This is a genomic window from Kutzneria sp. CA-103260 (assembly GCF_018263855.1).
Classification (GTDB): domain Bacteria; phylum Actinomycetota; class Actinomycetes; order Mycobacteriales; family Pseudonocardiaceae; genus Kutzneria.
The window spans coordinates 2930491-2954671 of the sequence record NZ_CP073318.1; the positions used below are offsets into that span (position 1 = coordinate 2930491).

Here is a 24181-nt window from a genome sequence, read left to right on the forward strand (position 1 = left end):
TGCTCGCGGACGCCCTGGCCGACCTGGCGCAGCCGGTCATAAGCCCCAGTGCCACCAAGTGATTGCTGGGCGCCGGACGGATCGCGTGAGGTCGCTGGAGTCCGCCGGCATGCGGCCAGCCGCCCTACCCGGTTCCCGCGGCGTGCCCGGCTCGACGGGACAGCTCCGCGAACGCCGCTCGCAGCTCCGGCGGCCCGATCACCTCGATCTCCGTGTCGAAGCGAGCCAACGCCGCCGCAAGGGCGGCCCAGGACCAGGACCCCGTCGTCAGCCTGGTCCTGGCGGGGCCGAGTTCCTCGACGACGCCGTCGCCGGCGAACGGGGCCACCTCCGCGGCGGGCAGGTCGAGGATCACTTCGCCGCGGCAGGGCCAGGCGTCCGTGCTCTCGGAGCCCTTGAACCGGGCCGACAGGAACGCGGCTACGTCGCCGCCCGGCCCTTCCCGTGGCACGAACCGCGGGCCGTTCGGGACCCGCAGTGTCATCCGGTCGGCGCGGAAGGTCCGCCAGTCGCCGCGGTCGGGGTCCCAGCCGACGACGTACCAGCGCCCGGCCCGCACCACCAGATGCTGGGGCTGCACCCGGCGGGGCGGGTGCTGTTCGGCGTCCTCGGGTCGTCCCGGCGAGCGGTAGTCGAACCGCAGCTCCTCGCCTGCTCGGACCGCAGCGCTCAGTGTGAGCAGGATCCCGATGTCGACCTGGGGATCGGTGCCGCGCCCGGCCGCGCTGATCTCAAGGGCGTCGACACGCTGCCGCAACCGCGACGGCAGCACCTGCCGCACCGTGGCCAGGGCCCGCGCGGCCGCCTCCGCGATGCCCGCGCCCGTCCCGACCGCGATCCGCAGCGCCACGGCCAGCGCGACCGCCTGCTCCTCGTCGAACAGCAGTGGCGGCATCTGACTGCCCGCTTCGAGCCGGTAGCCGCCGTCGGGGCCCTTGACCGCCTGGACGGGATAACCCAGCTCGCGCAGCCGGTCGACGTCGCGGCGCACGGTCCGCTCGCTGACACCCAGCCGCTCGGCGAGCAGGCCGCCCGGCCAGTCCCGGCGGGCCTGCAGCATGGACAGCAGCGACAACAGCCGGCTGGAGGTCGTCGTCGACGAGGCAATCGGCATAGTTTGACCCTGCCACAAATAGCGGACGTTCTCTGACCGGTACTGCTGACATCGTCGTTCTTGTCGCCGGAAACCTCCGGCACCAGGAACCACTTGCGAAGGACCGGAACACCATGTCGCTCAACGCTGTCGCCCACCTGAACTTCCACGGCCAGGCCCGCGAAGCCCTGGAGTTCTACCAGTCGGTGTTTGGCGGACAGCTCACCGTCGCCACCTACGCCGATCTCGGGATGCCCGCCGAGCTGCCCGGCGCCGCCCACGTCGTATTCGGCCAGGTCGTTGCCGACAACGGCTTCCGGGTCATGGCCTACGACGTGCCCGGCGAGCACACGCCGGCCGCCCCGGGCGCGCCCACCACGCATCGCGAAAACGGCACCACGATCACCAAGGAGCCGTTCTTCCTTTCCGTCCGCGGCGAGAGCATCGACGAAGTCACCCCCGTGTGGGAGGGCCTCGCCAAGGCCGCGACCGTGATCGAGGCGTTCGGCCCCGCCCAGTGGGCGCCCGCCTTCGGGATGCTCGCCGACCGCTTCGGCGTCACCTGGATCGTCGACGTCGCGGCCGAATACACCCAGGCCTGACCGTCCCCACGAGGAGTGCGGCCGGTCCCGGCCGCACTCCTCCATCCTGGCAGGAGAACCTATGCAAACCCGCCCGCTCGGCCGGACCGGCATCCAGGTCAGTGCCTACAGCCTGGGCACGATGATGTTCGGACCGTGGGGAAACCCCGACGCCGACGACTGCGTGCGCATCGTCCACCGCGCCCTCGACGGCGGCATCAACGTCATCGACACGGCCGACGTCTACGGCGGCGACGGCGAATCCGAGAAGATCGTCGGGAAGGCCCTGCGCGGTCGCCGCGACGACGTCGTCCTAGCCACGAAGTTCAACGGCCCGATGGGATCCGCCCCCAACCAGCGCGGCAACTCCCGTCGGTGGATCGTTTCCGCCGTCGAAGGTTCGCTGCGCCGCCTGGGTGTCGACCACATCGACCTTTACCAGGCCCACCACCCCGAACCCGGCACCGACATCGAGGAAACCCTCGGCGCGTTGACCGACCTGCTGCGCGCGGGCAAGGTACGCGCGATCGGCCACTCGAACCTGCCCGCGTCGGAGATTGTCGAAGCCCAGTGGGTGGCCGAACGGCGCGGGCTGGCACGCTTCCGCTCCGAACAGCCGCATTACTCGATCCTCAACCGCGGGATCGAACGCGAGATCCTGCCGGTCTGCGAGCGTTATGGGATGGGTGTGCTGGTGTGGAGCCCGTTGGCGATGGGCTTGCTCGCCGGTCGCCTCCGTAAGGGCAGCGCGGAAACGGCGTCGGCCGGGCGCCTGCACTGGGCGAGGCAGCACATGACCGACGAACGCAAGCTCGACGCCGTCGAAGCACTTGCCCGGATCGCCGAGCAGGCCGGGCTGTCGCTGCCCAACCTCGCTCTGGCGTTCGTGACCGCCCACCCGGCGGTTACCTCGGCGATCATCGGTCCGCGCACGCCCGAGCAGCTCGACGACCTGCTTGCGGGAGCTGGCACGCTCCTCGACGACGACCTGCTCGATCGCATCGACGAAATCGTGCCGCCGGGAACCGACGTCGGACCGGTCGACGTTGCCTATGTCCCACCGGCGATCGCGCAGCCGGAGCCCCGCCGACGCCACGACGCCGGAACCCGCAAAGACCGCGGATCTGTTGCGGCAGCTTGAGCGGAACCAGGCGGACACCCTGGACGCCGTGGGCTGTGTCAGGCCGTCTGGCGTAGGCCGAGTTGTCCAACACGAGGCCGACTCGGCACACCCATGCGGTCGCTGTGTCCTCCAGGACCATCGCGACCATCTCCGGATCCGTCAGAGCACTGACCTGCATCTGGTCGACGATGCTGAAGGCCAGGCCGCGGCTGGCCGGCATCCGCATGTGCAGATCGATGACGGGCCGCGGTTGTCGGACAGACCCGCGTGCTCGCAGTCCTGCCGCGAGGGCTGAGGGCGACACGATCATGGCGTCACGGCGCGTCGGCATCTGGACGCAGCTTCGCCAGTAGTTGGGCGATGTGCTGTCGCATGACGTCGGCACCGGTGTCGGCGGTGCGTTCGAAGACACCAGCGAGATCAGCTTCCAACCCGTGGAGACGTTGCTTGGCCTCGCTGGCCGCGGCGGCTTGCCGTGCGAGGTCGCTTGCGAGGGCGGCCTTGTCCGTGTGGAGCTGGCCGAGTTCGTCGGCGTAAGTGCGGGTGGCGGTGGCGAGGTCGTTGGTGAGTTTGTCGATGCGGGCGTCCGCGTTCTGCCGGTCGGAGCGCTCCTTGATGGCGAACGCGTCGGCCTGCGCGGCCAACCGCCCCTCGTAGTCCTCGGTCAGTGTGATGCGCAGAGCCTGCTCGGCTGCGCTTCGCTCGGCCCGAAGCCGGGCGAGGTTGTCGACCGTGGCCACCCGCTCGCTGTTGAGCGCCTGTTGTAGGTCCGTGACTTGCCGCTGGGCGCTGGTCACCTGATCAAGAGCTTGCTGCCGCTCACGCTGCGCCTCATCGCGAACCGTCTCGGCGGCGCGCTGCGCCACCAGGGCGTTCTCCGCCGCGGTCGCCGCCTCGCTGGCTCGGGTATCGGCCTCCGCCCGAGCGACTTGGTCGGCCGCGGATGCTGTGGCTGCGGCTTCAGCTTTGGCTAGGGCGTCGTCGCGCGTGGTCACGGCCTCCGCCATGGCGCGGTTGGCCTCGTCGCGGGCGGCCGTCGCGTTCTCGCTCGTGGTGATCGCCGCCGCCGTCTGCTGGGTGAGGTAGGCCTGCACCGCCGCGACCTCGTCGAGCAGCGGCCGCACCGCCGTCCGTACGACGGTCAGCCGCTCGTCGAGCGTGGTCACGTCGAGCCGTGTCATCGGCTGGTCCGGGCCGTACACCTGAACCCACACCTCGCGGTACTCGTCCAGCATCGCGCACGTGATGACCTTGGTTCCCCAGTGTCCATACCGCTCGGGGTCAGCCGGGCAGTACGGCGTCGGGCGCCCGCCGCGCGCTGACATCGGAGGCAGAGGGCGGCCGCAGTAAGCGCATGGCGCATCCCCGTCGCCCGCCAGGGCACCGAGCGTCCGGGACCGGCGCTCGTCCCGTGTCCCGCGCCGGCTCGGCGGCGTCGCTTGTGCGCCGTCTTCCCCGTCAATGCCTGCCGCTCCCACCGCAGAAGCCTCACCAGCACTATCCGTCACACGAGCAACGCTAGCAGTTTAGGTTTCAAAACCAAAACCAGCGTGTTTATGTATCAAAACCCAAACACTCGCCTGGCGATGCTTGGGTGAGACCATAAGCATAAGTGAGATTATTGATATGACTGGACGTGACGAGTTGACGGCGTGCGAGGGCCCCGTCACTAGGCCCGCGATCGTCACGGTGACGAAAAGAAGACGCCCCGTTGCGGCTGTTGGCCACGCCTCGGTGCCGAGGAGAGACTCCTGTCGCGCGCCATCTGGTGGACCAGTACTTACTCGATAAACGCGGCTGGGGAGCCCGTGTGCCGGCACCGCCTTCACCGACCGTTCGCCGCTGCACTTCAGACGAGTCCCTGGCAACGCCCGTGAAGGCAACCTCGTCGCCAGGTGCCCCAAACGCGTCGCGACCAGCAAGGTCGGCGAGATCGCCTTCTAGGCCCAGGACTCCCGAAGCTACGGCCAGCCCCAAGTAGCGCGTTTTAGCCGGTCGGCGGGCCAGCCGCGTCCGGGTACAGCTGCGCGGGTAACCGGTGCGGCACCTCGATCAGGTAGGTCTCGCCGACCTGGGCATCCCGGATGCGCATGTCACCAGCGTGCTTTCATTCCGAGCGACGGTGCCGCTGTGCCTCGGCGGCATTGTCCCTCGTCAGGGTCTACGGCGGCCTCCGCCGTGTCGGATGTGGACACTGCGTGCGCACTGGCGTCGATCACCGGGTGCGGTCGCGGCCCGATCGGGGGATGGGCACCCGATCGTGTCACGGGTGTTGGGGCTACCGTGCGCGGCCGTCAAGCTGGAGCGGGAACCGGATGAGCTGATCGAGTCCTGGACGTTGGTCGATGATCCATCGAATCAACGCCCGCGCCGAGCGGCGGGTCGAGAAGGAGCTGATCGGCGATCTCACGTCGGTGCCCGGTAAGAAGGGCATCTACCTGCGGATGGTCACCGCGGCGCTGGACAAGCCGGACGAGACGGTGCGCAAGGCGGTGTGGCCGGTGGTGCCCGGCGGAGAGGCGACGCTACGCGCACTGGTCAAGGAGTTGATGGCGACCGAGAAAGCGTGGCGGGAACGGGTGCGGGTATCGCTGCGCGGCTCCTACACGCACTACTACCGGCGGATGTTGACCTCGCTGTTAGGTGCGTTGCGGTTCAAGTGCAACAACACCGCCTACCGGCCGGTGATGGACGCGATCGAGTTGCTGGCCCGCTACACCGACGTCGCGGTTGATCAGAAGCATTTCGCCAAGGGGGAGACGGTGTCGATCGAGGGTGTGGTGCCGAAGGCATGGTTGGAGGCGGTCACCGGCCCGACCGGCCGGATCGAGCGCATCCCGTACGAGCTGTGTGTGCTGATCGCGTTGCGCGAGGCGCTGCGGCGCCGGGAGATCTGGGTGGAGGGCGCCGGCCGGTGGCGCGACCTGGACGAGGACCTGCCCGGCGACTACGACGACAACCGCGACGTGCACTATGCCGCGATCGGTAAACCGTTGGACGCCAAGGCGTTCGTGGCGGACCTGCGGCGGCGGCAGCGGGAGGCCCTGGACCGGTTGCACGCGGCGATGGTGCGGGGCACGACGGCGGGGTGCGGGTCATCACGCACAATGGGCAGCCGTGGATCAGCGTGCCGAAGCTGGAGAAGTTGCCCGAGCCGAAGAACCTGGCCACGCTGAAGGCCGAGGTGCAGCGCCGGTGGGGCACGATCGACCTGTTGGACATCCTGAAGAACAGCGACTTCCTCACCGAGTTCACGTCTGAGTTCGTGTCGGTGGCCACCCGCGAGAACTTACCGCGCGACGTGCTGCGGAAGCGTCTGCTGCTGTGCCTGTTCGCACTGGGCACGAACATGGGTATCCGGCAGATGGCCGCGACCGGCGAGCACGCCGAGGACGAGGGCGCGCTGCGCCGGGTCCGGGCCTCCTATATCACCCGCGACAACCTGCGGGCGGCGATCGTGAAGGTCGTCAACGCCACCTTCGCCGCCCGTGACCCACTCTGGTGGGGCAAGGCCGCCTCGACCGCGTCGGACTCGAAACGGTTCGGGTCGTGGGATTCCAACCTGATGACCCAGTTCCACGCCCGGTACGGCTCTCGGGCGGGATCATGATCTACTGGCACGTCGAGCGCGGCCGGGTTTGCATCTATTCGCAGGTCAAGAACTGTTCCTCGTCCGAGGTCGCGGCGATGATCGAGGGCTTGTTGCGGCACTGCACGGACGCGGAGATCGAGGCCAACTGCACCGACACGCACGGCGCCAGCGTGGTGGGGTTCGCGTTCACCGAGCTGCTGGGGTTCAAGCTGCTGCCGAGGTTGAAGAACATCGGCTCGATCCGGCTCCACAGCCCAGACGACGGGCCTGCCACCTGGCCGCGGCTGGAGCGGGTGGTCAAGAACCTGCCGATGGACTGGGAGCTGATCGAACGCAACTACGACCAGATGGTCAAATATGCCACCGCCCTGCGGCTGGGCACCGCAGAGACCGAGCAGGTGCTGCGCCGGTTCACCAAGGGCGGCGGCCCGAAAAGCCCCGTCTACCTCGCGTTCGAGGAGTTGGGCCGCGCGGTGCGCACGATCGTCGCCTGCGACTTCCTGGCGTCGGAAGAACTCAGGCGGGAGATCCACGCCGGGTTGCAGGTGGTGGAGAACTGGAACTCCGCCAACGAGGTCGTCTTCTACGGCAAGGACGGCAAGCTCACCGGCCCGGACCGGGAGACCGCCGAAGTCTCGATGCTCGCCCTGCACCTGTTGCAGAGCAGCTTGGTGCTCATCAATACCCTTCTGCCGCAACGGGTTCTGGCCGATCCGGTGTGGGCGAAGAAGCTGACGGCGACCGACCGGAGCGCGTTGAGCGCCCTGTTCTGGACGCACGTGAACCCGTACGGGCGGTTCCAACTCGACATGAGCAAACGCCTGGACCTGGACGCCGTGGCCGCGTAGGCAGCGGCGGGGCCGGTGCCTACGCGCCAGTATGCTTGCCGGCCGTGAGCCCGGCGGACGACACGCACAACGACCACGACAACCAACGGTCCGCGCGTCCACCGACAGGCCGGCGGCCGACCCACGACGAGCTGGCGAACGAAACACGCCGGCTGCTGGCCGAGTTCGACGCCGGCCGGGGCCGTATCGCTGTCGCGTTCGCCCGCACCGAGGAAGCGATCGAGCGAGTCCACCGCACCTGGGACGCCGGGGTCCGGGATGCGATCACGCGCCTGGATCAGATTCAGGTCCAGGTCAGCGACGCGGTCCGGCTGGCCACCGTGTTGGCCGATCAGCGACAGCGCCGGCCGGCACCGTAAATCCGCTGGCAGCGCTCCGCGCGGGCGGGGTATTCTCGGCGCATACCCGCCCGGCCCCCCTGTGGGCCGGGTTCAGCAGTCTCACTGGATCTGGCCAATTTCGTACCGCAGAACCCGTACGGTCTCCTATGCTGCCCGCATGAGGAATCCTGGCCAACTCTGGCACTGCCATCCTGCCGATCCCTGGCGTGCAACCGAGAAGATCATGGGGGCTCGCCCATGAGGTGGAGGAAGGCGCAGGAGTCTGAGCCCAGGCCTGGTGCCGACATAGAGGAACGTCTCGTCTGGCTGGAGAAGCTCGCCAGGAGCAGCCAGGACGTATTTAAGTCTCAGAACCAGTTGATCGAGTCCCAGAGCGAGATGATCGAAGCGCTCCGGGAGCGGGGAGACAAGCACGCCAAGCTTCTCGATTCCATCGACGCGCTGCTCAAAGCCCAGGGCAACATGATTGATTCCCTGGGCACACTGGTCAACGTCCTCGAGGAGCGGGGGAATGAGCACAGCGATCGTCTCGGAGCCATAGATGAGTTGCTCAAAGCCCAGGGAGATGTGAACAACGCCCGGGACGGCATGATCGAGGCGCTCGCCGAACAGGTGGAGGTGCACCGCGATTCCTTCGTTAAGCTACTCAAATCCCAGGAAGATCAGATCAAAGCCCGGGACGGCATGATCGAGGTGCTCGCCGGACGGGCGGAGCACCATGGCGATATGTTCCGCACGCTCAGTGACCGCGTCGCGAAGCTGGAGGCGCAGGCCGCTCGAGCCCAGGGCGAGGGCAGCTACAGAGGTTGAATGGTCAGCATTACGGAGGTGCTGGGTCGAGCTCCAGCCCGGTGTGAGCGAGGAAGGCGTCGATCAACTCGGGCCGGTACTGGATCCGCTTGAGCCGGTTCTTCACCACCGCGACCAGCTCGTCGACACCGTGCACGATGAGGTTGCCCAAGCCACGCTTGACATGCGACCACACATGCTCGGCCGGGTTGAGGTCCGGAGCGTAGGCGGGAAGCCGGATCACGTGCAGCCAGTCCCGCGCCGCGACCAACTCCCGCATCGCCGCGCTGACGTGCGTGTTCAGATTGTCCCAGATCAACACGACAGGGCCGCCCAGTTGCTGGTGGGCGGCGTCCAGCAGGGCGGCGTAGTCGGTCTCGGCGAAGCTGCGCCGTTCACCCTTACGACCGCGGTGGGTCCGGGTGCGGTAGATCAACCGGCCGCGCTGGCCGGGCCGCACGCACACCAGTCCAGCGACCGAGACCCGGCCCGACCCCTTGCCCGACACCGCCACCGTCGGGGTCTGACCCCGCCGCCCCCACGTGCGGGCCTTCGGCGGACGCAGGGTCTGACCGGCCTCGTCCTCGAAACACAGCCACGCGTCGCGCTCCGCCGCTACCGTTTTCCCGCCGGCCACGTCTCCTTCCGCCAGGTGGCGATCGCGTCCTCGTCGCGCTCGACGGCGCGATGCGCCGGGACCTGTGGTGAGAACCCCATGCGGTGCAACAGATACGACACCCCGCGCAGGGTGTAGCGGGTGTGGAACATCCGCGCGATCAGGTCCGCCACCCGCGCCAGCGTCCAGCGCTGATCCTCGCCGAAGCCGTGCGCGGCCGGGCCCTGCTCCAGCGCTTGGGCCAACCGATCCAGGCGTTGCTGGTCCAGCCGACAGTCCGATCCGCCCGGCCCTTTCGTGGCCAGCGCCGCCCGGCCACCGGCACGCCAACGACGGCGCCACACGTACACCGCGCCCGCATCCTGCTCGCCCACTACGGCGACGGCCTCCGGCTGCACCAACTCCGGCACTCCTCGGCCACGCACCTCGGTGAGGCCAACGTCTCGGCCAACGTCATCATGGCCAAGACCGGCCACGAGAGCCTGAGGTCAGTCCAGCGCTACGTCAAACCCGGCCTGGCCGCCGTCCACGAAGCCACCGAGGTTCTGTCCAGCCCCCGCCGACGCGGCTAAACCGCAGGTCAGCCGGTTGTCGAGCAGCTACTTTGGGGCTGGCCGTAGCTTCGGGAGTCCTGGGCCTTCTACGCCGGAAGGGCGGCTAGGTCAAACTGCACGACAACCCGGTCGCCACCCTGCCCCGTGCCGACGCGCCATCCCTGCCGGGCCAGGCGAACGAGTCGGTTAGATGCGGCGTAGGGCTGGATTCTCCGGCCAGCCCTACGCACCCACCCCCGGCGCACTGGCCAGGCAGTGCCGGGAGGCTGCCCGGCGTGACGGTGGTGGCAGCCGACTACCGGCGCGCGGTCAGGGCGTCCAGCTCGATGGCCAATGGCCAGGGCACCTCAATGCTGGCCGTTCCAGTCACGGGCTCGAACTGCTGGTAGCGGCGGCTTTCCGCGATCAGCGCGTACGGCGCGAGGGTGACCGGCCCGTCAGTCACCGACACCACCCAGAGGTGGGGGATACCGGCCTCGGCGTACTCGAACGGCTTGACCAGGAGGTCTTCTCGCCAACTGCCCGGCGAGACGATCTCAACAGCAAGCAGCACCTCGTCGGCGGCCAAGCGCCGCTCATCCCGCCACTCGCTTCGGGTGACGACGACGTCGGGAATGCGCACGCGGCCCTTGTGCTGGTGCGGCTTGAGCACGACGTCAGGTTCGGCGAAGGCTTCGAGTTCTCCAGGCAGCTGCTCGTTGAGTTGGCTGACGAGGCGGTGGGCTGCGCGCAGGTGGGGCTGGATGGGGCGCGCATTCACGTGAAGTTCTCCGTCAGCCAGCTCGTAGCGGTAGGCGTTGTCGACCGAAAGCGCCAGGAACTGGTCGAGCGTCATCGGCTCGCCGGTGTGGTGGGCGGCGGCCGTCATGTCCACTTCCCCTGCTTGGCGGCGGTGTCGTCGTGCTGCGGAATCCTAGCAAGGACGGTCATCAACAGCGGGGCCGAACCACCGGGCCAGGGGAGGCAGCAGGGACTCCTGGTCCTCGCCGACCCACGCCACGTGACCGTCGGGACGGAGCAGGACGGCCGGGGCGTCCAGCTCCTCGCTGACGTCGACGACGTGGTCGACCCGGTCGGCCCAGCCCTGGACGGACAGCCGGCCGGTCTGGTCGAGCAGCAGCCCGCGGCCGGCGTGCATCAGGCCGTAGAGGTGGCCCTGCTTGAGCTCCACGTCCCGCAGGCGGCGGCCGACCAGGGGATTGTCGTCGCCGAAGTCGTAACGCAGGCCGATGGCGGTGATCTTCTCGATGAGGAAGCGGTTGACGTCCTCGAAGCCGACGAGCTGGGTGAGTAGCCGGCGCACGGCCTGGGGGCCGGGCTCGGACAGCGTGAGATGGGCCTGGGCCCGGGTGATGTCCAGGACGTCAGCGGCGACGGGGTGGCGCTCGGAATGGTAGGTGTCCAGCAGATCGCCGGGGGCCCAGCCGGCGGCGGCGGCGGCGAGTTTCCAGCCGAGGTTGAAGGCGTCCTGCACACCCAGGTTGAGGCCCTGGCCACCCAGGGGCGGGTGGATGTGGGCGGCGTCGCCGGCGAGGAAAGCGCGTCCGACGCGGTACTGCGCGGCCAGCCGGGTGGCGTCGCCGAAGCGGGTGATCCAGTGCGGCGAGCGCACACCGAGATCGCCGCCGGCCAGCTCACGGAGACGGACGACGAACTCCTCGAAGGTGGGGGCGGTGCGGTCGTCGGCGACCCGCTCGGCACGCAGAACAAAGCGCCACAGGCCCTCGGTGTGCGGGTGCGGCCCGAAGCGGATCAGGGGTGAACCGAGCTCGGCGGCCGCGGCGGTGAGCGTCTCGGCGGGCTCGCTGCTGCGGACCTCGGCCAGCAGCCACTCGATGCTGGCGGACTCGCCCGGGAAGTCGATGCCGAGCAGTTTCCGCACTGTGCTCCGGCCACCGTCGCAGCCCACCACGTACTGGGCCCGCAGTTGCGATCCGTCGGCCAGTTCGACGGTCACGCCCTCGTCGTCCTGATGAAGGCCCACCAGCTCGGCGCCGCGGCGGACGTCCGCGCCGACCTCGACGGCGTGCTCGTCGAGCAGCCCGTCGGTGATGCTCTGCGGGATGCCCAGCAGGAAGCCGTGCGCGGTGTCCAGGGTCGGCGCCGGCGTCAGAATGCCCGCGAAAGATCCCCTGATCGGGTACTTCGTGCCCCGCTCCACGAACCGCTCCAGCAGCCCCCGCTGATCCAGCACCTCCAGGCTGCGCGCGTGCATCCCCAGGCCCCGAACGTGCCCGGTCGGCGTCGGCTCCTTCTCCAGCACGACCACGTCCAGGCCATGCAGCCGCAACTCGGCGGCCAGCATCATGCCGGTCGGTCCGCCGCCCGCGACGATCACGTCGGTCACAAGTCCCCCTCCTCTGGTGAGGCCGCAGATTCTGCGGCACCACCCGGGTCTTGCCGCAAGACCCCCGGTCGGCTATACGTTGAAGTGGGAGAGGACCGGCATGACACACTCGCGTTGATCAACGCGAGGGGAGTGGGCCGGTGACGCTGGCGGTGCTGGGGGAGGACAAGTCCGCCCGCGAACGCCTCCAGGAGTTCCTGCGGATCTACGCCTCCGTGAACACCCGCCTGGCCTACGCCGCCGACCTGGGCATCCCACTGGACTGGGTGCCGGGCTACGTCCCGCCGGACCCGAACCGCCGACGAGGGCGGAAAAGAGCGCAGCCCACGGGGTTGGAGTGGCTGAACTGGTGCTCCAGCAACGAGATCCGGTTCGCAGACGTCCGGGTCGAGCACGTGGAGCGGTGGCTGGAAGAGCTGTCCGGCGCCGGCTACAGCGACGCGACACGGGGCCGGATGTTGTCGGCGGTGTCGGCGTTCTACGCGAAGTACCTGCTGCGGGAAGGCCTTGCGACCCAGAACCCGGTGTCCCTTGTGGACCGACGGGCCCAGCACCTGAACAAGCCGGCCGGCACGCCGTCGACGACGAAGCGGTGGTCGTTGCCGGCGTGCCGGGCGCTGCTGATGGCGGCCTACCTGCTGGCTGAGCGCAGCCGGGACGGCCGGCGGGACCGTGCGATGGTGGAGATCCTGGTGGGCACGGGGGTGCGCGCGGACGAACTGGTAGGGGTGAACCTGAGCGACTACCGAAGGGCGGCCCCGAACGACATGGGCGTCCTGCGCGTGCACGGCAAGGGCGGCAAGGACCGCGAAGTGGCGCTGGCCCCGCCGGTGGCCGATGCCCTGGAGGCGTACCTGGCGGTCCGGGTCGAACCGGCGGTGCCGGCGCTGCCGGGCCAGGTCGGCACCGCCACCCGGCCGATTTTCGTGACCAGCACGGGAAAACGGGTCCACACCTCGCACCTGCAAGCCGTGCTGACCAGGCTGTGCAGGACGTTCACGGAGCCGCCCAGAACCCCCTGGCTACGGGAGCTGCTGGCCACCCCCGACGGGGAGTTCATCGCCACCCACCTGGGCCCGCTCCGCGACACGATCCACCCGCACTCGGCCCGCCACTCCTACGCCACCCACGCCGTCGAACGAGGCGTGCCGCCAAGGCAGGTGCAGCGCGACCTGGGCCACGCGGTGCTGACCACCACCGAGGGCTACCTGCACGACGAGGACAACGTCCGCAACTCCGCGGCCCACGAGCTGGCCCCGGCGCTGCACCGAGGCTGGCTGGCTACTTCCGCCTGAACAGCGCGGCGATCCCGGCGACCACCAGTATCCCGGCCTGCACGTCCAGCAGGACGTCCAAGCTGACCACGCCGACCAGGAACCCGGCCAGCAGGGTGCCGACGGTCTGCACGCCGGCCATGCCGGCGAACACGGTGGCCAGGACCCGCCCGGCCTGCTCGTCGGACACCCGCAGCTGCACGGCGGTCAGCGCCCCGGACCCGGCGACCACCGCGGGCGCGCCGACCAGGGCGAAAAGCACCACGTAGAGCCAGAAAGCGGTGGTCAGGTGGGGCAGGTTCCAGATCAGCGCCGAGCCCACGCCCAAGGTCAAGATGCCCAGGCCCATCAGCCGCACGGCGCTGACCCGGTTGGCCACGGCAGCGATGAGCAGCCCTGCGCCCACCCCGCCGAGGGCCTGGATCCCGCGCAGCAGGCCGACATCGGCGTCCCCGCCGCGCAGCGGACCGGTCACGAACACCACGAACAGGACCAGGAACATGCCCTGCCCCAAGGACATCAGCGCCAGCGTGACGCCGGTGGCCCGCAGCTCCGGATCGCGGAACGCCTTCACGCCGTCCAACCAGCCGCCCGGGCTGGGCGACCGCGTCGACTCCACGCGGACGCCGAACCGCGGCACCAGCAGCAGGGCGGCGATCACCAGCGCCGCCAGGTAGCCGGCGACCACCCAGCCCAGGCCCCACAGGCCCAGCACCAGCCCACCCAGCGAGCTGCCGGCGAGCCGGGACACACTGCTGTTGAAGCCCATCAGCCCGTTGGCCGCGGCCAACCGCTCCGGCCCGACCAGCGCCGGCACGAGGGCGTTGCGGGTCGGCTCGAACAGCGAGGCCAGCGCCGACTGGGCGGCCATCACCAGGTAGATCAACGCCTGGTGGCCGCCGAGCAGCAGCGGCGTGGACACCAGGGCCTGGACCAGGCACGCCACGCACAGCACCAGCCGCCGGTCGAACCGGTCGGCGATCATCCCGGCGGCCGGGCTGACCAGCAGCATCGGCACGAGGCCGGTGACCATGACCAGCGCTGTCGAGCCGGCGGACCCGGTGGCCTGGAAGACGTAGACGGGCAGCGCGACCTGGAGCATCCACTCCGCGGTCTCCGCGAACAACCCGGACAGCCACAGCCGCATGAAGGCGGCGTGCCGCACCAAGCCCGGCAGCGCGCCGGGCGCCGTCGAGTCGACCACGAGCCCCCAGATCCGAAGAGTCGCCCCGACCCTGTCAGCGCCGCGCGTGACCGTCAATCCGCCGGCTGTAGGCAGGGACTGCCGGCTCATCGCGATCGAGGTGTGCCGCGTGAGAGCGCGGCGGTGGTCGGACGGTCGGTTGTGTCCGGTCAGGAAGTGCGAGCGTCGTGCTTCTCACGGTTGACGAGGACCCGGTCCATATTGCCCTGCGCCCAATGCCTGAGGTCGCGTGTCAGGTGGTGGAGCGAGAGGCCGAGGTCGGTCAGCTCGTAGGTGACGGTGACGGGGACGGTCGGCGTCACGGTGCGGGTGAGTAGGCCGTCGCGTTCAAGTGCTCGTAGGGTCTGGGTCAGCATCTTCTGGCTGACTCCCGCCAGCAGGCGGGAAAGCTCGGAGTAACGCATCGCTCGGGCGGCATCTGATGCACCAGGCTGGTCGGATTTGTTTGCCGTGTCCCCGCCAAGCGCGCACAGGATCAGCACGACCCACTTGTCCGAGATCCGGTCGAGGAGCTGGCGGCTGGGACAGGCCGCCAGGAACGCGTTGTACTGCGCCTTGGCCTGCGCCCGCTGGGCGGCCTTCGTCGGCTTCACTGTTCTCGCCTTTCGCCTGTGGGTGAGTTACGCACTTCAGAGTGCCTACTTCCCCACGGGAAGTAACTCTCCAATACTCGTCCAGGGCGGCCGAAGACGCCACCCACGGCGACAAGCGGAAGGCACAACGATGAACGCGCCCACCACATCACTGCCCGGCGGCACCTGGACGCTGGGCAACTCGACCATCACCCGGTTCGGTTACGGCGCGATGCAACTCGCCGGCCCGTGGGTCATGGGGCCGCCCGCCGACCACGACGGAGCCCTGGCCGTACTGCGCGAGGCGGTCGCGGCCGGTATCACCCACGTGGACACCAGCGGCGCGTACGGACCGCGCGTCACCAACGAGCTGATCCGGGAGGCGCTGCGTCCCTACCCGGAGTCGTTGTTCATCGCCACCAAGGTGGGGGCGAACCGAGACGCGCAAGGCGGCTGGCCCACGGCCCGACGACCCGAAGACCTGCGCAAGCAGGTCCACGAGAACCTCCAGTCCCTCGGGGTCGAGACCCTCGACCTGGTCAACATGCGCATGGGCGATGCCGAAGGCCCCACGCCCGGTTCGCTCACCGAGGCGTTCGGCACGCTGGTCGAGCTCCAGCAAGAGGGGCTGATCCGTCACCTCGGGGTCAGCAACGTCACCACCGAGCAGGTCGCCGAGGCGCGCGGTATCGCCCCGATCGTGTGCGTGCAGAACATGTACAACCTCGCCCACCGCCACGACGACGACCTCATTGACCGGCTCGCGGACGATGACATCGCCTACGTGCCGTTCTTCCCGCTGGGAGGCTTCACGCCGCTACAGTCCGATGCGCTTTCGAGGGTCGCGGTCCGGCTGGGGGCGACGCCGATGTCGGTCGCGTTGGCCTGGCTGTTGCGGCGCTCGCCGAACATCCTGCTCATCCCCGGAACATCATCGACGGCCCATCTGCGCGAGAACATCGTCGGTGCCGGGCTCTTCCTCTCCGACGAGGACCTGGCCGACCTGGAAGGTATCGGCCGCTGAAACCTCCTCGATCGTGAAGGGCCGGATTGCTACGGTGGCCAGGTGGCGGAACCGATCAAGCTTCCTGAGCAGCTGCGCGACCTGATCAACACCGGGCCGCTGGCCCACCTGAGCACGATCAACCGGGACGGGAGCCCGCAGGTCTCGGTCATCTGGATCGGCCTGGACGGGGACGACGTGGTCAGCGGCCACCAGCACCAAGGGGCCAAGATCCGCAACATGGAGCGGGACCCGCGCGTGGTGCTGTCGTTCGCGGCGCCGCGGGTGCCGGGGGAGTTCCTGGACCACAACGCGGTGCTGCGCGCGCACGCCGTGGTGGAGCCCACCGACCAGGCCTGGGATCTGCTGGACCGGCTGTCCCGGGTCTACATCGGCCCGGACGCGACGTTCCCGGTGGAGCGGCGGCCGGGGTTCATCGTGCGCTACAAGGTGGAGCGCATCGGCGGGGTCGGCCCGTGGGTGTGATGTTCTTCGACGTCACGGCGATCCTGTTCGACATCGACGGCACGCTGGTCGACTCGACCCCGGTGGTGGAGCGGACCTGGCGGACGTGGGCGGCCAAGCGCGGCATGGACGCCGAGACGATCCTGCGGGTCTGCCACGGTCGGCGCAGCGAGGACACGATCGCCGACCTGTTGCCGCCGTCCGAACGGGACGAGGCGGTGGCGGAGCTGGCCCGGATGGAGCTGGGCGACCTCGACGACGTCACGGCGCTGCCGGCGACCCCGACCCTGCTGCCGGCGCTGCCCATGAACCGCTGGGCCGCGGTGACTTCCGGCTCGCAGCAGCTGATGCGGGCCCGGCTGACCGCGGCCGGGCTGCCGGTGCCGAAGGTGCTGATCGCCGCCGACGACGTGCAGCGGGGCAAGCCCGATCCGGAGGGCTACCTCAAGGCGGCCGCCGCCCTGGGCGTCGACATCCGGCAGTGCCTGGTGGTCGAGGACGCCCCCGCAGGGCTGGCCGCCGGCCACGCCGCCGGGGCCCGCACGCTGGGCGTGGCCACCTCGCACGACGCCGCCGAGCTCACCGCGACGGCCGTGGTCCCGGACCTCACGGCGTGCGAGATCACGGTCGACGAGGGCGGACTTGTGGTGCGCGTCAATCGGGCTTGACCATGCCGCAGCGGCATAGTTTCGACTGTGCCCCATGAGAAACCAACTGGGGATCGCCGCCGTGGTCACGGCCGTCATGAGCGGCCTGGTCGCGACCGCGGCGCCTGCGGAGGCCGGCGTGCCGGCCCGCTACACGACACAAAAGCTGGACTGGCACCAGTGCGCGGCCAACGAGGTGAGCCTGCCGCCCGGCGTCGATCCGGCCGTGCTCAAGGGCCTGGAGTGCGGCACCTTCACCACGCCGCGCGACTGGGACCACCCGGGCCAGGGGCCGGACCTGACCATCGCGGTCAGTCGGCTGGCCGCCACCGCCGGCGCCACGGCGTCCGTGGTCACCAATCCCGGCGGCCCGGGCGGGGCCGGCCAGTTCTTCCCGATCGCCCTGGCCGGTCAGAAGACGCTGCGCCAGCACCAGGACATCATCGGCATGGACGCCCGCGGCACAGGCAAGAGCACCACGGTGGACTGCCACGACAACGTCGCCGGGATACTGCGCCTGGACCCGCAGGACCGCGACCCGCGCAACCTGAACGAGATCATCGACCAGACGCAGGCCTTCGCACGCGCCTGCCAGCAGACCTCCGGCGCGCTGCTGCCGTACATCAACACCTACCAGACCGTCCGCGACATCGACCTGCTGCGGACGCTGCTGGGGCGCCAGCAGATCAACTGGGTCGGCTACTCGGCCGGCACCTGGATGGGCGCGTACTACGCCCAGACGTTCCCGCAGCACACCGGACGTTTCGTGCTCGACTCCAACACCGAGTTCACCGCCACCTGGCAGCAGTCCTTCGGCCTCCAGCCGCTCGGCATCGAACGCCGCTGGCGCGACGACCTCGCGGCGTGGCTGGCCAAGTACGACGCCACCTACCACCTCGGCGGCACCGCCGAGGTCGTCTACAAGGGCGCGCAGACCCTGCGGGCCACGCTCGGCCACAGCCCGCTCGACCTGGGCGGCGGCGTGACGTACGGGCCGAACGACCTGGACTCGTCGATCCTCGAAGCGACCAGCGCGCACCGCACCTGGCCGGAGCTGGGTCAGACTCTGGTGAACGTGAAGACCGCGGCCGACCCCACGGCCGCCGAGCCGGCGAGGGCCGCCGCCCTCGCCGCGATCAAGGCCGGGCTGCCCCCGGTGGACTCGAACTTCGGCCCGCAGGTCGCCACCGAGTTCGCCGTCCGCTGCAACGACACCCGCTTCGTCGGCGCCGACCGAGCGTCGCTGATCCGCCGCTCGCAGGCCTACATCGACGCGGGCCTGCCGTTGTGGGGCGCGAACCAGATCGTGCAGCCCTGCGCGTTCTGGCAGCGGCACCCAGAGCCGAACCCCACGATCAACGGCAAGGGCGTGCCGCCGGTGCTGATGGTGCAGGCCGACCGCGACCCGCTCACGCCGATCGAGGGCGCCCAGCAGGCCCACGCGCGGTTCCAGAACTCGCGGATGATCACGGTCACCAATGAGGGCGACCACGGGCAGTACGCCCTGCAGGGCAACACCGCCCTGGACAATCTCGTGAACAACTACCTGGTCAACGGCGTGCTGCCGGCCGACCAGAGCGTGCCCGGCGGCACCCTGCCCACGCCGTAGGACAACCGCGTGGGGCCCCTCGGCCGAGGGGCCCCACCGCCGTCAGGCGCGGTCCTGGATCAGGCCGATCTCGTTGCCGTCCACGTCCAGCACGCTGGCCACGGTCCGGCCGTTGCCGACCTCCTTGGGCTCCTGCGCGATGCTGGCCCCGGCCTCGACCAGCGCGTCCAGGCCGGCCTTGAGGTCGTCGACGTGCCGGTAGCAGGCCGGGCCGTTGGTGCTGCCGTTGGGCACCAGGCCGATGTGCTGGCCCTCGGTGTCGTAGCCCACGTAGTACGGCGACTCGACGCTGGGAGCCACGCCCAGCAGCGCCGTGTACACCGGCTTGGCCTTCGCCACGTCCTGCACCGGGAACAGGACCGTCTGCAAGATCGCCATGGTTCTCTCTCCTCTGGTCACATCGGGCGCTCGCCGCCCGTCACTGCTATGACGGACCGCGGACGGAGGATGTGACCGTCATGAACTCGTCTCTGAAGGAACGAGCTTGCCAACCGCCGCGAGCGGCGGTTTCCAGGCTTGCTGCTGCCGTCCTAGCTGGCTGCCAGGATGGGCACTGCGTGTGGACGCATGACTTCGCCCCAGCGCCGGACACCGCGTGCCGCGATGTTGAGCGCCGCGTTGTGGTCGGCGTGCCCAACGAGGTCACACCGGCCGCAGTGAAATACCGCCTGACTGCGGCGGTTGCGTTTGTCGACGTGCCCGCAGGCGTGGCAGGTCTGCGAGGTGTAGGCCGGGTCGACCTGCACCATCACCACACCGGCCTGCTGAGCCTTGTAGGTCAGGAACTGACCGAGCTGGGCGAAGGCCCAGGAGTGCAGCGTGGCCCGTTGGGGCTTGCGAAGCCGTACCCGGGCACGGATCCCTGTCAGTTCCTCGACGGCGATCCCGCGTCCGGTGCGTTCAGCCTCGGCCACGATGCTCTTGCTGATCTGATGGTTCACGTCGGCGGCGAACCGAGCCTCCTTGCGGCGGCGTTTCTTGAGCAGCCGCCGGGCGGAGGAGGTCTTCTTGGCCTGCAACCGCTTCCGGATTCGTTGCTGCCGCTTGCGGTAGCGGGTCAGGCGCGACCCGGAAAACCGGTCACCGTCCGAAGTGGTCGCGATGTTGACGATGCCCAAGTCGACGCCGAGGAACCCATTCGCCGGTTCGCGCTGGGGCTTCTCGGGGGTGTCGACGACGGCGTGCAGCAGCCACGCGCCGTCGCGGTGAAGCAAATCGGTTTCCCCGATCGACCTGGAATGCAACAGCGCCAGATGCGCAGGGTTTCCGACGATCCGCACATCTTTGCGTCGGCCGGCGGTGGTCCAGATCGACACCGTGCCCTTACGGCCGGTGCCGCCCAGCTGCCAGGACAGGCACCGGGCGTCAAACGGCTGCCCGGCCTGTGGACGGAACACGATCGGGGTGTCCTCGACCGTGCGACGTCGGTCCGATCCTGGCGGTCCGTAGTTGCCGGCCTTGAGATTGGCTCGCAGCGTTGTATACGCGTCGACGGTCTTGCCGATCACCCGGATCGCGGGCTGGGCAGCGAGCCCGAACCGCTCCCGCAACTGGGCGTAGAACCGCTTCTGCACATTGAACTTCCGCAACACCTGGTCGGCGTGCACCTGCTCAGACAGCCAGGAAGCGGCGGCGTTGCAGGCGTGCAGGGTGGCCAGCAGCGCCGACGCCTGCTCAGGCGTCGGCAGCAACCGCACCTGTACGACCTGCTTCACGGTGATCACCATAGCCTTGGCCCATGGCGCCGTCCCGCCTGGTCAACAGCCTCAATCGACAGCAGAAGCATCCCGACTGGCGGCCCGCTACGAGGGTCGGGCAAGCCGGGATCCGCTCCTGCTGGCCGCGAACGACCAGGCTTTCGATTGGAGTTCAGGTGAACGAAGAATGGCTGGCCGGACAGTTCGAGACGCACCGGGACCACCTGCGCGGGGTGGCCTACCGGATGCTCGGCTCGGCCAACGACGCCGAGGACGCGGTGCAGGAGTCGTGGTTGCGGCTGAGCCGGGCCGACACCAGCGAGGTGGAGAACCTCGGTGGCTGGCTGACCACCGTGACCGCGCGCGTGTGCCTGGACATGCTGCGGTCCCGCAAGTCCCGCCGCGAGGACCCGATGGACGAGGTGCAGGCGCCGGAGGCCACCGTCGCCGGCCCCGAGCAGGAGGCCCTGCTGGCCGACTCGGTCGGGCCGGCGCTGCTGGTGGTGCTGGAGACGCTGGCCCCGGCCGAGCGGCTGGCCTTCGTGCTGCACGACCTGTTCGCCGTGCCGTTCGACGAGATCGCGCCCATCGTCGGCCGCACCCCGGCCGCCACCCGCCAGTTGGCCAGCCGGGCGCGGCGGCGGGTCCAGGGCGCTGACCATCCCGAGTCCGATCTCAACCGGCAGCGCCGGGTCGTCGACGCGTTCCTCGCCGCCTCCCGCGACGGGAACTTCGACGCGCTGCTGGCGCTGCTGGACCCGGAGGTCGAGCTGCGGGCCGACGAAGTCACCGTCGCGGCGTCGATCGCCAACCAGGACAAGGGCGCGCCGCTGCTGTCCGCCCGCATGACCGGGGCCCGCACCGTGGCCACCGCCTTCTCCGGCAAGGCCCGCGGCGCGCTGCCCGCCCTCATCGACGGCAACGTCGGCGCGGTGTGGATGTACCGGGGCGAGGTCATGGGCCTGTTCGTGTTCACCGTCTCCGAGGACCGGGTCGTGGGCCTGGAGCTGGTCAACGACCGGGAGCGGGTCGCTGCCGCGGAGGTCGAGGTGCTGCCTTCGCGCTAGCCCGCCAGGAGTCGAAGGCGGCCATCTCTGGTCCGGTCAGGGGTTCGCCGTGGCCGAAGCCAATGGCGTTGAGGTCGTCGGGGATCCGCGCGACGGCGGCGGCTTGGGCCTCGGGGTCGGCCGCGAACCCGGCCGGGCCGAGGCTGAGCTTGCCGGTGCGGAACACGGCGTCGCCGGCGAGCAGGCAGCGGGTCGGCTCGTGGAGCAGGACGATGTGGCCGGGGGAGTGACCGGGCGTGTGGATCACCCGCAGCCCGCCGACGACATCGCCGTCCTCGACGGTGTCGTCGGCATGGAGCGGTGTCCACTGTCCAGCTGTTGATCCGTCGTACCGGCGGGCCATCGCCCCCGAGCGGCCCTCCACCGGCACCCGCCCCTTGGCGAGCCACCCGGCGTCGGCACTGTGCACGAGCACCTGGGCACCGGTCTTCTCGCGCAGGGCCGGCGCACCCTGCACGTGATCAGGGTGCGCGTGGGTCAGGAGGATGCGGACGATCGGCCGTCCCACGTCGGCGGCGGCCTTCAGCAGCACGTGGACGGCTCCTGCTCGGCCGGCGTCGACGACCGTGAGGCCGTCCTCGCCGTCGACCAGGTAGGAGTTCTCGCTCTTGGACGTGGCGACGCGCGTGATTCCGAGCGCGAGCATGGTTCCCCCCAATTGTTGATGTGAATCGTTCACGATGTGAATCATTCACACGCTAGCATCACTGCTGTGGCGGTGGTCAGGAACGCGGCGTTGACGGAAACGGCGGCCTTCGGGCTGGGCACGGTGGGGACGTTGGTGGCGCAACGCTTCGCCGACCTCATCGCCCCGTTGGACCTCAAGCCCAAGCACGTCGGCCTGCTCACATTGCTCGCATCCGGCGGCGCGACGTCCCAATTGGACCTGGCCCGCGCGCTGGGGGTCGCGCCCAGCCTGGTGGTCCGCCTCGCCGATCACCTGGAGGCGTTGGCCGCGATCGACCGGGTCCGGGATCCTGGGGACCGTCGGCGTCAGACGCTCTCGTTGACCGAGCACGGGCGGCGCCTGCTGGCCACGTGCGCCGAGATCACCGCTGACCTGGAGGCCGACATGCTCGCCGGCATGCCCGCGACCGAACGCAAGGCGCTGCGCGCCGCCCTCAGCCGGGTCGCGGCGAACCTCAGCGGCCGGCCTTCGCGGTGAGGTACTGGCGCTCGGGCAAGCTCAACGTGCGGCGGGCCGCCTGCTCGTAGTGGACGCGGGCGGCCTCGGGGTCGCCGGCCAGGTCGAGCAGGTGGGCCCGCACGGCGTCGACGCGGTAATGACCGCCCAGGGCCGGCTCGGCCTTGTCGAGTTCGGCCAGGGCGGTGGCCGGACCGCGGACCATGGCCACGGCGACGATCCGGTTCAGGGTGACCATCGGCCCGGGCGCGGCCGAGGTGAGCAGTTCGTACAGGCCGAGGATCTGCGTCCAGTCGGTGTCCTCGGGGCCGGTCGCCTCGTCGTGTACGGCGGCGATGGCCGCCTGGAGCTGGTACGGGCCGATGGCGGCGGTGGCCAGGGCGTGGGTGACCAGCTCGGTGCCCTCGGCGATCGCCTTCTGGTCCCAGCGCGTGCGGTCCTGCTCGGCCAGCGGCACCAGCGCGCCGTCGGGCCGAGTGCGGGCCGGGCGGCGGGCGTCGGTGAGCAGCATCAGCGCCAGCAGGCCGGCGACCTCGCCGTCCTCGGGCATCCGCCGGTGCAGCTGCCGGGTCAGCCGGATCGCCTCGGCGGTCAGCTCCACCCGGTTCAGCGCGTCGCCGGAACTGGTCGTGTGCCCCTCGTTGAAGATCAGGTACAGCACGTTGAGCACCGCCGCGACCCGCTCGTCGTGCTCGTCCGCCGGCGGCGGCGCGAACCTCGCCCCGGCGGCCTTGATGGTCGCCTTGGCCCGGCTGATCCGGCGTCCCACGGTCGATTCCGGCACCAGCAGCGCCCGGGCGATCTCGGGCGTGGTCAGGCCGCCGACCGCGCGCAGCGTCAGCGCCACCTGCGACATCCGGGTCAGCGACGGGTGGCAGCACATGGTCAGCAGCGTCAGCGTGTCGTCCTCAGTGGACACTTCGGCGTCGTCCACCTCGGCCGCGAACACCGTCACCTCACGCCGCCGCCGGGCCGCCTCACTGCGCCACACCTCGGTCAGCCGGCGCTGCGCCACCGTGATCAGCCAGCCCGTCGGATTGGCCGGCACGCCTTCGGCCGGCCACTGCCGCGCCGCCGCCAGCAGCGCCTCCTGCACCGCGTCCTCGCACGTGTCGAAGCCGCCGTTGCGGCGCACGAGGACGCCGAGGACCTGCGGCGCCAGCGTGCGCAGCAGGTCCTCGACCTCCGTCGTGACGTTCACAGGTCCAGGGTGCTCATGTCGAGGATCGGCCGGACCTCCACCGGCCCGCCCAGCTGGGCGTCCGGCGTCTTCGCCGCCCACGCCAGCGCCTGCTCCTCGGTCTCGCAGTCGACCAGGTAGAAGCCGGCCAGGTACTCCTTCACCTCGGCGAACGGCCCGTCGCTGGTCACCGTCGCGCCGTCGCGCACCCACACCCGCTTGGCCAGCTCCGGGTCGGTCAGGCCGTTGGACACCACCAGCTCGCCCGAGGCCGCCAGCTCCTCGGTCAGCGCCATGTGCCCGCGCCCGAACTCCATCCGCTGCTCATCGGTCAACGTCTCCCACAACGCCCGGGACCGCGGGTTGCTGTGGATGAGAATCAGGTACCTCACGTGTGCCTCCTCGCCGGAAATCCTCTCACCGACGCACTGTCGA

At 69.9% G+C, this 24181-nt stretch carries 26 protein-coding genes and 1 pseudogene; 14 read left to right on the forward strand and 13 right to left on the reverse strand.

What is annotated here, in order from left to right; all coding sequences use genetic code 11:
• Positions 1–124 precede the first annotated feature (124 nt).
• Positions 125–1114, reverse strand: coding sequence for a helix-turn-helix transcriptional regulator (locus tag JJ691_RS12555; RefSeq protein ID WP_211768949.1), 990 nt, complete (start codon positions 1112–1114; stop codon positions 125–127).
• A gap of 113 nt (positions 1115–1227) precedes the next feature.
• Here JJ691_RS12555 and JJ691_RS12560 point away from each other — a divergent pair, with 113 nt between their 5' ends.
• Entirely contained in the window at positions 1228–1695 is a 468-nt protein-coding gene (locus JJ691_RS12560) for a VOC family protein (RefSeq protein ID WP_211768950.1), read from the forward strand.
• Positions 1696–1756: 61 nt separating this feature from the next.
• Positions 1757–2815: an aldo/keto reductase gene (locus tag JJ691_RS12565; protein WP_211768951.1), complete on the forward strand. Its 1059-nt coding sequence runs from the start codon at positions 1757–1759 to the stop codon at positions 2813–2815.
• 296 nt (positions 2816–3111) lie between these two features.
• Here JJ691_RS12565 and JJ691_RS12570 read toward each other — a convergent pair whose 3' ends face one another.
• Positions 3112–4032 (reverse strand): hypothetical protein, encoded by a 921-nt coding sequence (locus tag JJ691_RS12570; protein WP_211768952.1) that lies wholly within the window; start codon positions 4030–4032, stop codon positions 3112–3114.
• A gap of 1110 nt (positions 4033–5142) precedes the next feature.
• On the opposite strand from JJ691_RS12570, the gene JJ691_RS12575 reads away from it, so the two are divergent.
• From JJ691_RS12575 to JJ691_RS12595, 4 genes and pseudogenes are all read left to right on the forward strand, one after another.
• Positions 5143–5973: a hypothetical protein gene (locus JJ691_RS12575; protein WP_211768953.1), complete on the forward strand. Its 831-nt coding sequence runs from the start codon at positions 5143–5145 to the stop codon at positions 5971–5973.
• A 95-nt stretch (positions 5974–6068) separates the two neighbouring features.
• Positions 6069–7237: pseudogene (locus JJ691_RS12585) on the forward strand (transposase).
• Between the two features lie 44 nt (positions 7238–7281).
• Positions 7282–7596 (forward strand): hypothetical protein, encoded by a 315-nt coding sequence (locus tag JJ691_RS12590; protein ID WP_211768956.1) that lies wholly within the window; start codon positions 7282–7284, stop codon positions 7594–7596.
• A gap of 219 nt (positions 7597–7815) precedes the next feature.
• The gene (locus JJ691_RS12595; protein WP_211768957.1) at positions 7816–8388 is read left to right on the forward strand and encodes a hypothetical protein; all 573 of its coding nucleotides are present in this window, start codon (positions 7816–7818) and stop codon (positions 8386–8388) included.
• A 10-nt stretch (positions 8389–8398) separates the two neighbouring features.
• Here the strand turns inward: JJ691_RS12595 and JJ691_RS12600 are convergent, their stop codons facing one another.
• Together JJ691_RS12600 and JJ691_RS12605 are read right to left on the reverse strand one after the other, a co-directional pair.
• Positions 8399–9004 carry an IS630 family transposase gene (locus tag JJ691_RS12600; protein ID WP_249227866.1) on the reverse strand — a complete coding sequence of 202 codons (606 nt, stop codon included), beginning with the start codon at positions 9002–9004 and terminating at the stop codon, positions 8399–8401.
• Complete coding sequence (locus tag JJ691_RS12605; RefSeq protein ID WP_306291367.1) at positions 8983–9333, reverse strand: helix-turn-helix domain-containing protein; 351 nt, start codon at positions 9331–9333, stop codon at positions 8983–8985. The genes JJ691_RS12600 and JJ691_RS12605 overlap by 22 nt, the downstream gene beginning before the upstream one ends.
• On the opposite strand from JJ691_RS12605, the gene JJ691_RS52220 reads away from it, so the two are divergent.
• A complete protein-coding gene (locus JJ691_RS52220) occupies positions 9220–9555 on the forward strand; it encodes a tyrosine-type recombinase/integrase (protein ID WP_249227868.1) in 336 nt (111 codons plus the stop codon). The two genes, JJ691_RS12605 and JJ691_RS52220, sit on opposite strands and share 114 nt — an antisense overlap.
• A 277-nt stretch (positions 9556–9832) precedes the next feature.
• Here JJ691_RS52220 and JJ691_RS12610 read toward each other — a convergent pair whose 3' ends face one another.
• Both JJ691_RS12610 and JJ691_RS12615 read right to left on the reverse strand, forming a co-directional pair.
• A complete protein-coding gene (locus JJ691_RS12610) occupies positions 9833–10405 on the reverse strand; it encodes a Uma2 family endonuclease (protein ID WP_249228221.1) in 573 nt (190 codons plus the stop codon).
• Between the two features lie 45 nt (positions 10406–10450).
• Positions 10451–11884 carry an FAD-dependent monooxygenase gene (locus JJ691_RS12615; RefSeq protein ID WP_211768960.1) on the reverse strand — a complete coding sequence of 478 codons (1434 nt, stop codon included), beginning with the start codon at positions 11882–11884 and terminating at the stop codon, positions 10451–10453.
• Between the two features lie 140 nt (positions 11885–12024).
• Between JJ691_RS12615 and JJ691_RS12620 the strand changes: the two genes are divergently transcribed.
• Positions 12025–13179, forward strand: coding sequence for a tyrosine-type recombinase/integrase (locus JJ691_RS12620; protein ID WP_211768961.1), 1155 nt, complete (start codon positions 12025–12027; stop codon positions 13177–13179).
• Here JJ691_RS12620 and JJ691_RS12625 read toward each other — a convergent pair.
• Both JJ691_RS12625 and JJ691_RS12630 read right to left on the reverse strand, forming a co-directional pair.
• Positions 13166–14362 carry an MFS transporter gene (locus JJ691_RS12625; RefSeq protein ID WP_249227869.1) on the reverse strand — a complete coding sequence of 399 codons (1197 nt, stop codon included), beginning with the start codon at positions 14360–14362 and terminating at the stop codon, positions 13166–13168. The two genes, JJ691_RS12620 and JJ691_RS12625, sit on opposite strands and share 14 nt — an antisense overlap.
• Before the next feature lie 149 nt (positions 14363–14511).
• Positions 14512–14955, reverse strand: coding sequence for a winged helix-turn-helix transcriptional regulator (locus JJ691_RS12630; RefSeq protein ID WP_211768963.1), 444 nt, complete (start codon positions 14953–14955; stop codon positions 14512–14514).
• A gap of 130 nt (positions 14956–15085) precedes the next feature.
• Here JJ691_RS12630 and JJ691_RS12635 point away from each other — a divergent pair, with 130 nt between their 5' ends.
• The 4 genes from JJ691_RS12635 to JJ691_RS12650 are packed head-to-tail and all read left to right on the forward strand — an operon-like array spanning position 15086 to position 18658.
• Positions 15086–15958 (forward strand): aldo/keto reductase family oxidoreductase, encoded by an 873-nt coding sequence (locus JJ691_RS12635; protein ID WP_305874606.1) that lies wholly within the window; start codon positions 15086–15088, stop codon positions 15956–15958.
• Positions 15959–16000: 42 nt separating this feature from the next.
• On the forward strand, positions 16001–16423 hold the full coding sequence (locus tag JJ691_RS12640; protein WP_211768964.1) for a PPOX class F420-dependent oxidoreductase: 423 nt from the start codon (positions 16001–16003) through the stop codon (positions 16421–16423).
• The gene (locus JJ691_RS12645; protein ID WP_211771434.1) at positions 16423–17070 is read left to right on the forward strand and encodes an HAD-IA family hydrolase; all 648 of its coding nucleotides are present in this window, start codon (positions 16423–16425) and stop codon (positions 17068–17070) included. Before JJ691_RS12640 ends, JJ691_RS12645 begins: the two co-directional genes overlap by 1 nt.
• A gap of 34 nt (positions 17071–17104) precedes the next feature.
• Positions 17105–18658 carry an alpha/beta hydrolase gene (locus JJ691_RS12650; RefSeq protein ID WP_211768965.1) on the forward strand — a complete coding sequence of 518 codons (1554 nt, stop codon included), beginning with the start codon at positions 17105–17107 and terminating at the stop codon, positions 18656–18658.
• Between the two features lie 42 nt (positions 18659–18700).
• On the opposite strand, the gene JJ691_RS12655 is transcribed toward JJ691_RS12650, so the two are convergent.
• Positions 18701–19036, reverse strand: coding sequence for a VOC family protein (locus JJ691_RS12655; protein ID WP_211768966.1), 336 nt, complete (start codon positions 19034–19036; stop codon positions 18701–18703).
• A 152-nt stretch (positions 19037–19188) separates the two neighbouring features.
• Positions 19189–20373 (reverse strand): RNA-guided endonuclease InsQ/TnpB family protein, encoded by a 1185-nt coding sequence (locus JJ691_RS12660; protein ID WP_211768967.1) that lies wholly within the window; start codon positions 20371–20373, stop codon positions 19189–19191.
• Positions 20374–20531: 158 nt separating this feature from the next.
• Between JJ691_RS12660 and JJ691_RS12665 the strand changes: the two genes are divergently transcribed.
• Positions 20532–21422, forward strand: coding sequence for a sigma-70 family RNA polymerase sigma factor (locus JJ691_RS12665; protein WP_249227870.1), 891 nt, complete (start codon positions 20532–20534; stop codon positions 21420–21422).
• On the opposite strand, the gene JJ691_RS12670 is transcribed toward JJ691_RS12665, so the two are convergent.
• Entirely contained in the window at positions 21367–22068 is a 702-nt protein-coding gene (locus JJ691_RS12670) for an MBL fold metallo-hydrolase (protein WP_211768969.1), read from the reverse strand. The two genes, JJ691_RS12665 and JJ691_RS12670, sit on opposite strands and share 56 nt — an antisense overlap.
• A 66-nt stretch (positions 22069–22134) precedes the next feature.
• Between JJ691_RS12670 and JJ691_RS12675 the strand changes: the two genes are divergently transcribed.
• On the forward strand, positions 22135–22587 hold the full coding sequence (locus JJ691_RS12675) for a MarR family winged helix-turn-helix transcriptional regulator (RefSeq protein ID WP_211768970.1): 453 nt from the start codon (positions 22135–22137) through the stop codon (positions 22585–22587).
• Here the strand turns inward: JJ691_RS12675 and JJ691_RS12680 are convergent.
• Both JJ691_RS12680 and JJ691_RS12685 read right to left on the reverse strand, forming a co-directional pair.
• Positions 22565–23767, reverse strand: coding sequence for an RNA polymerase sigma factor (locus JJ691_RS12680; RefSeq protein ID WP_211768971.1), 1203 nt, complete (start codon positions 23765–23767; stop codon positions 22565–22567). The two genes, JJ691_RS12675 and JJ691_RS12680, sit on opposite strands and share 23 nt — an antisense overlap.
• Positions 23764–24138, reverse strand: a complete 375-nt coding sequence (locus JJ691_RS12685; protein ID WP_211768972.1) for a YciI family protein — start codon at positions 24136–24138, stop codon at positions 23764–23766. The genes JJ691_RS12680 and JJ691_RS12685 overlap by 4 nt, the downstream gene beginning before the upstream one ends.
• Positions 24139–24181 lie beyond the last annotated feature (43 nt).

Excerpts from the sequence above, each read along its gene's own strand:
- JJ691_RS12555 (WP_211768949.1), bottom strand. The coding sequence starts at position 1,114 with ATGCCGATTGCCTCGTCGACGACGACCTCCAGCCGGCTGTTGTCGCTG.
- JJ691_RS12560 (WP_211768950.1), top strand. The coding sequence starts at position 1,228 with ATGTCGCTCAACGCTGTCGCCCACCTGAACTTCCACGGCCAGGCCCGC.
- JJ691_RS12565 (WP_211768951.1), top strand. The coding sequence starts at position 1,757 with ATGCAAACCCGCCCGCTCGGCCGGACCGGCATCCAGGTCAGTGCCTAC.
- JJ691_RS12570 (WP_211768952.1), bottom strand. The coding sequence starts at position 4,032 with ATGCTGGACGAGTACCGCGAGGTGTGGGTTCAGGTGTACGGCCCGGAC.
- JJ691_RS12575 (WP_211768953.1), top strand. The coding sequence starts at position 5,143 with ATGATCCATCGAATCAACGCCCGCGCCGAGCGGCGGGTCGAGAAGGAG.
- JJ691_RS12595 (WP_211768957.1), top strand. The coding sequence starts at position 7,816 with ATGAGGTGGAGGAAGGCGCAGGAGTCTGAGCCCAGGCCTGGTGCCGAC.
- JJ691_RS12610 (WP_249228221.1), bottom strand. The coding sequence starts at position 10,405 with ATGACGGCCGCCGCCCACCACACCGGCGAGCCGATGACGCTCGACCAG.
- JJ691_RS12635 (WP_305874606.1), top strand. The coding sequence starts at position 15,086 with ATGAACGCGCCCACCACATCACTGCCCGGCGGCACCTGGACGCTGGGC.
- JJ691_RS12645 (WP_211771434.1), top strand. The coding sequence starts at position 16,423 with ATGTTCTTCGACGTCACGGCGATCCTGTTCGACATCGACGGCACGCTG.
- JJ691_RS12650 (WP_211768965.1), top strand. The coding sequence starts at position 17,105 with ATGAGAAACCAACTGGGGATCGCCGCCGTGGTCACGGCCGTCATGAGC.
- JJ691_RS12655 (WP_211768966.1), bottom strand. The coding sequence starts at position 19,036 with ATGGCGATCTTGCAGACGGTCCTGTTCCCGGTGCAGGACGTGGCGAAG.
- JJ691_RS12670 (WP_211768969.1), bottom strand. The coding sequence starts at position 22,068 with ATGCTCGCGCTCGGAATCACGCGCGTCGCCACGTCCAAGAGCGAGAAC.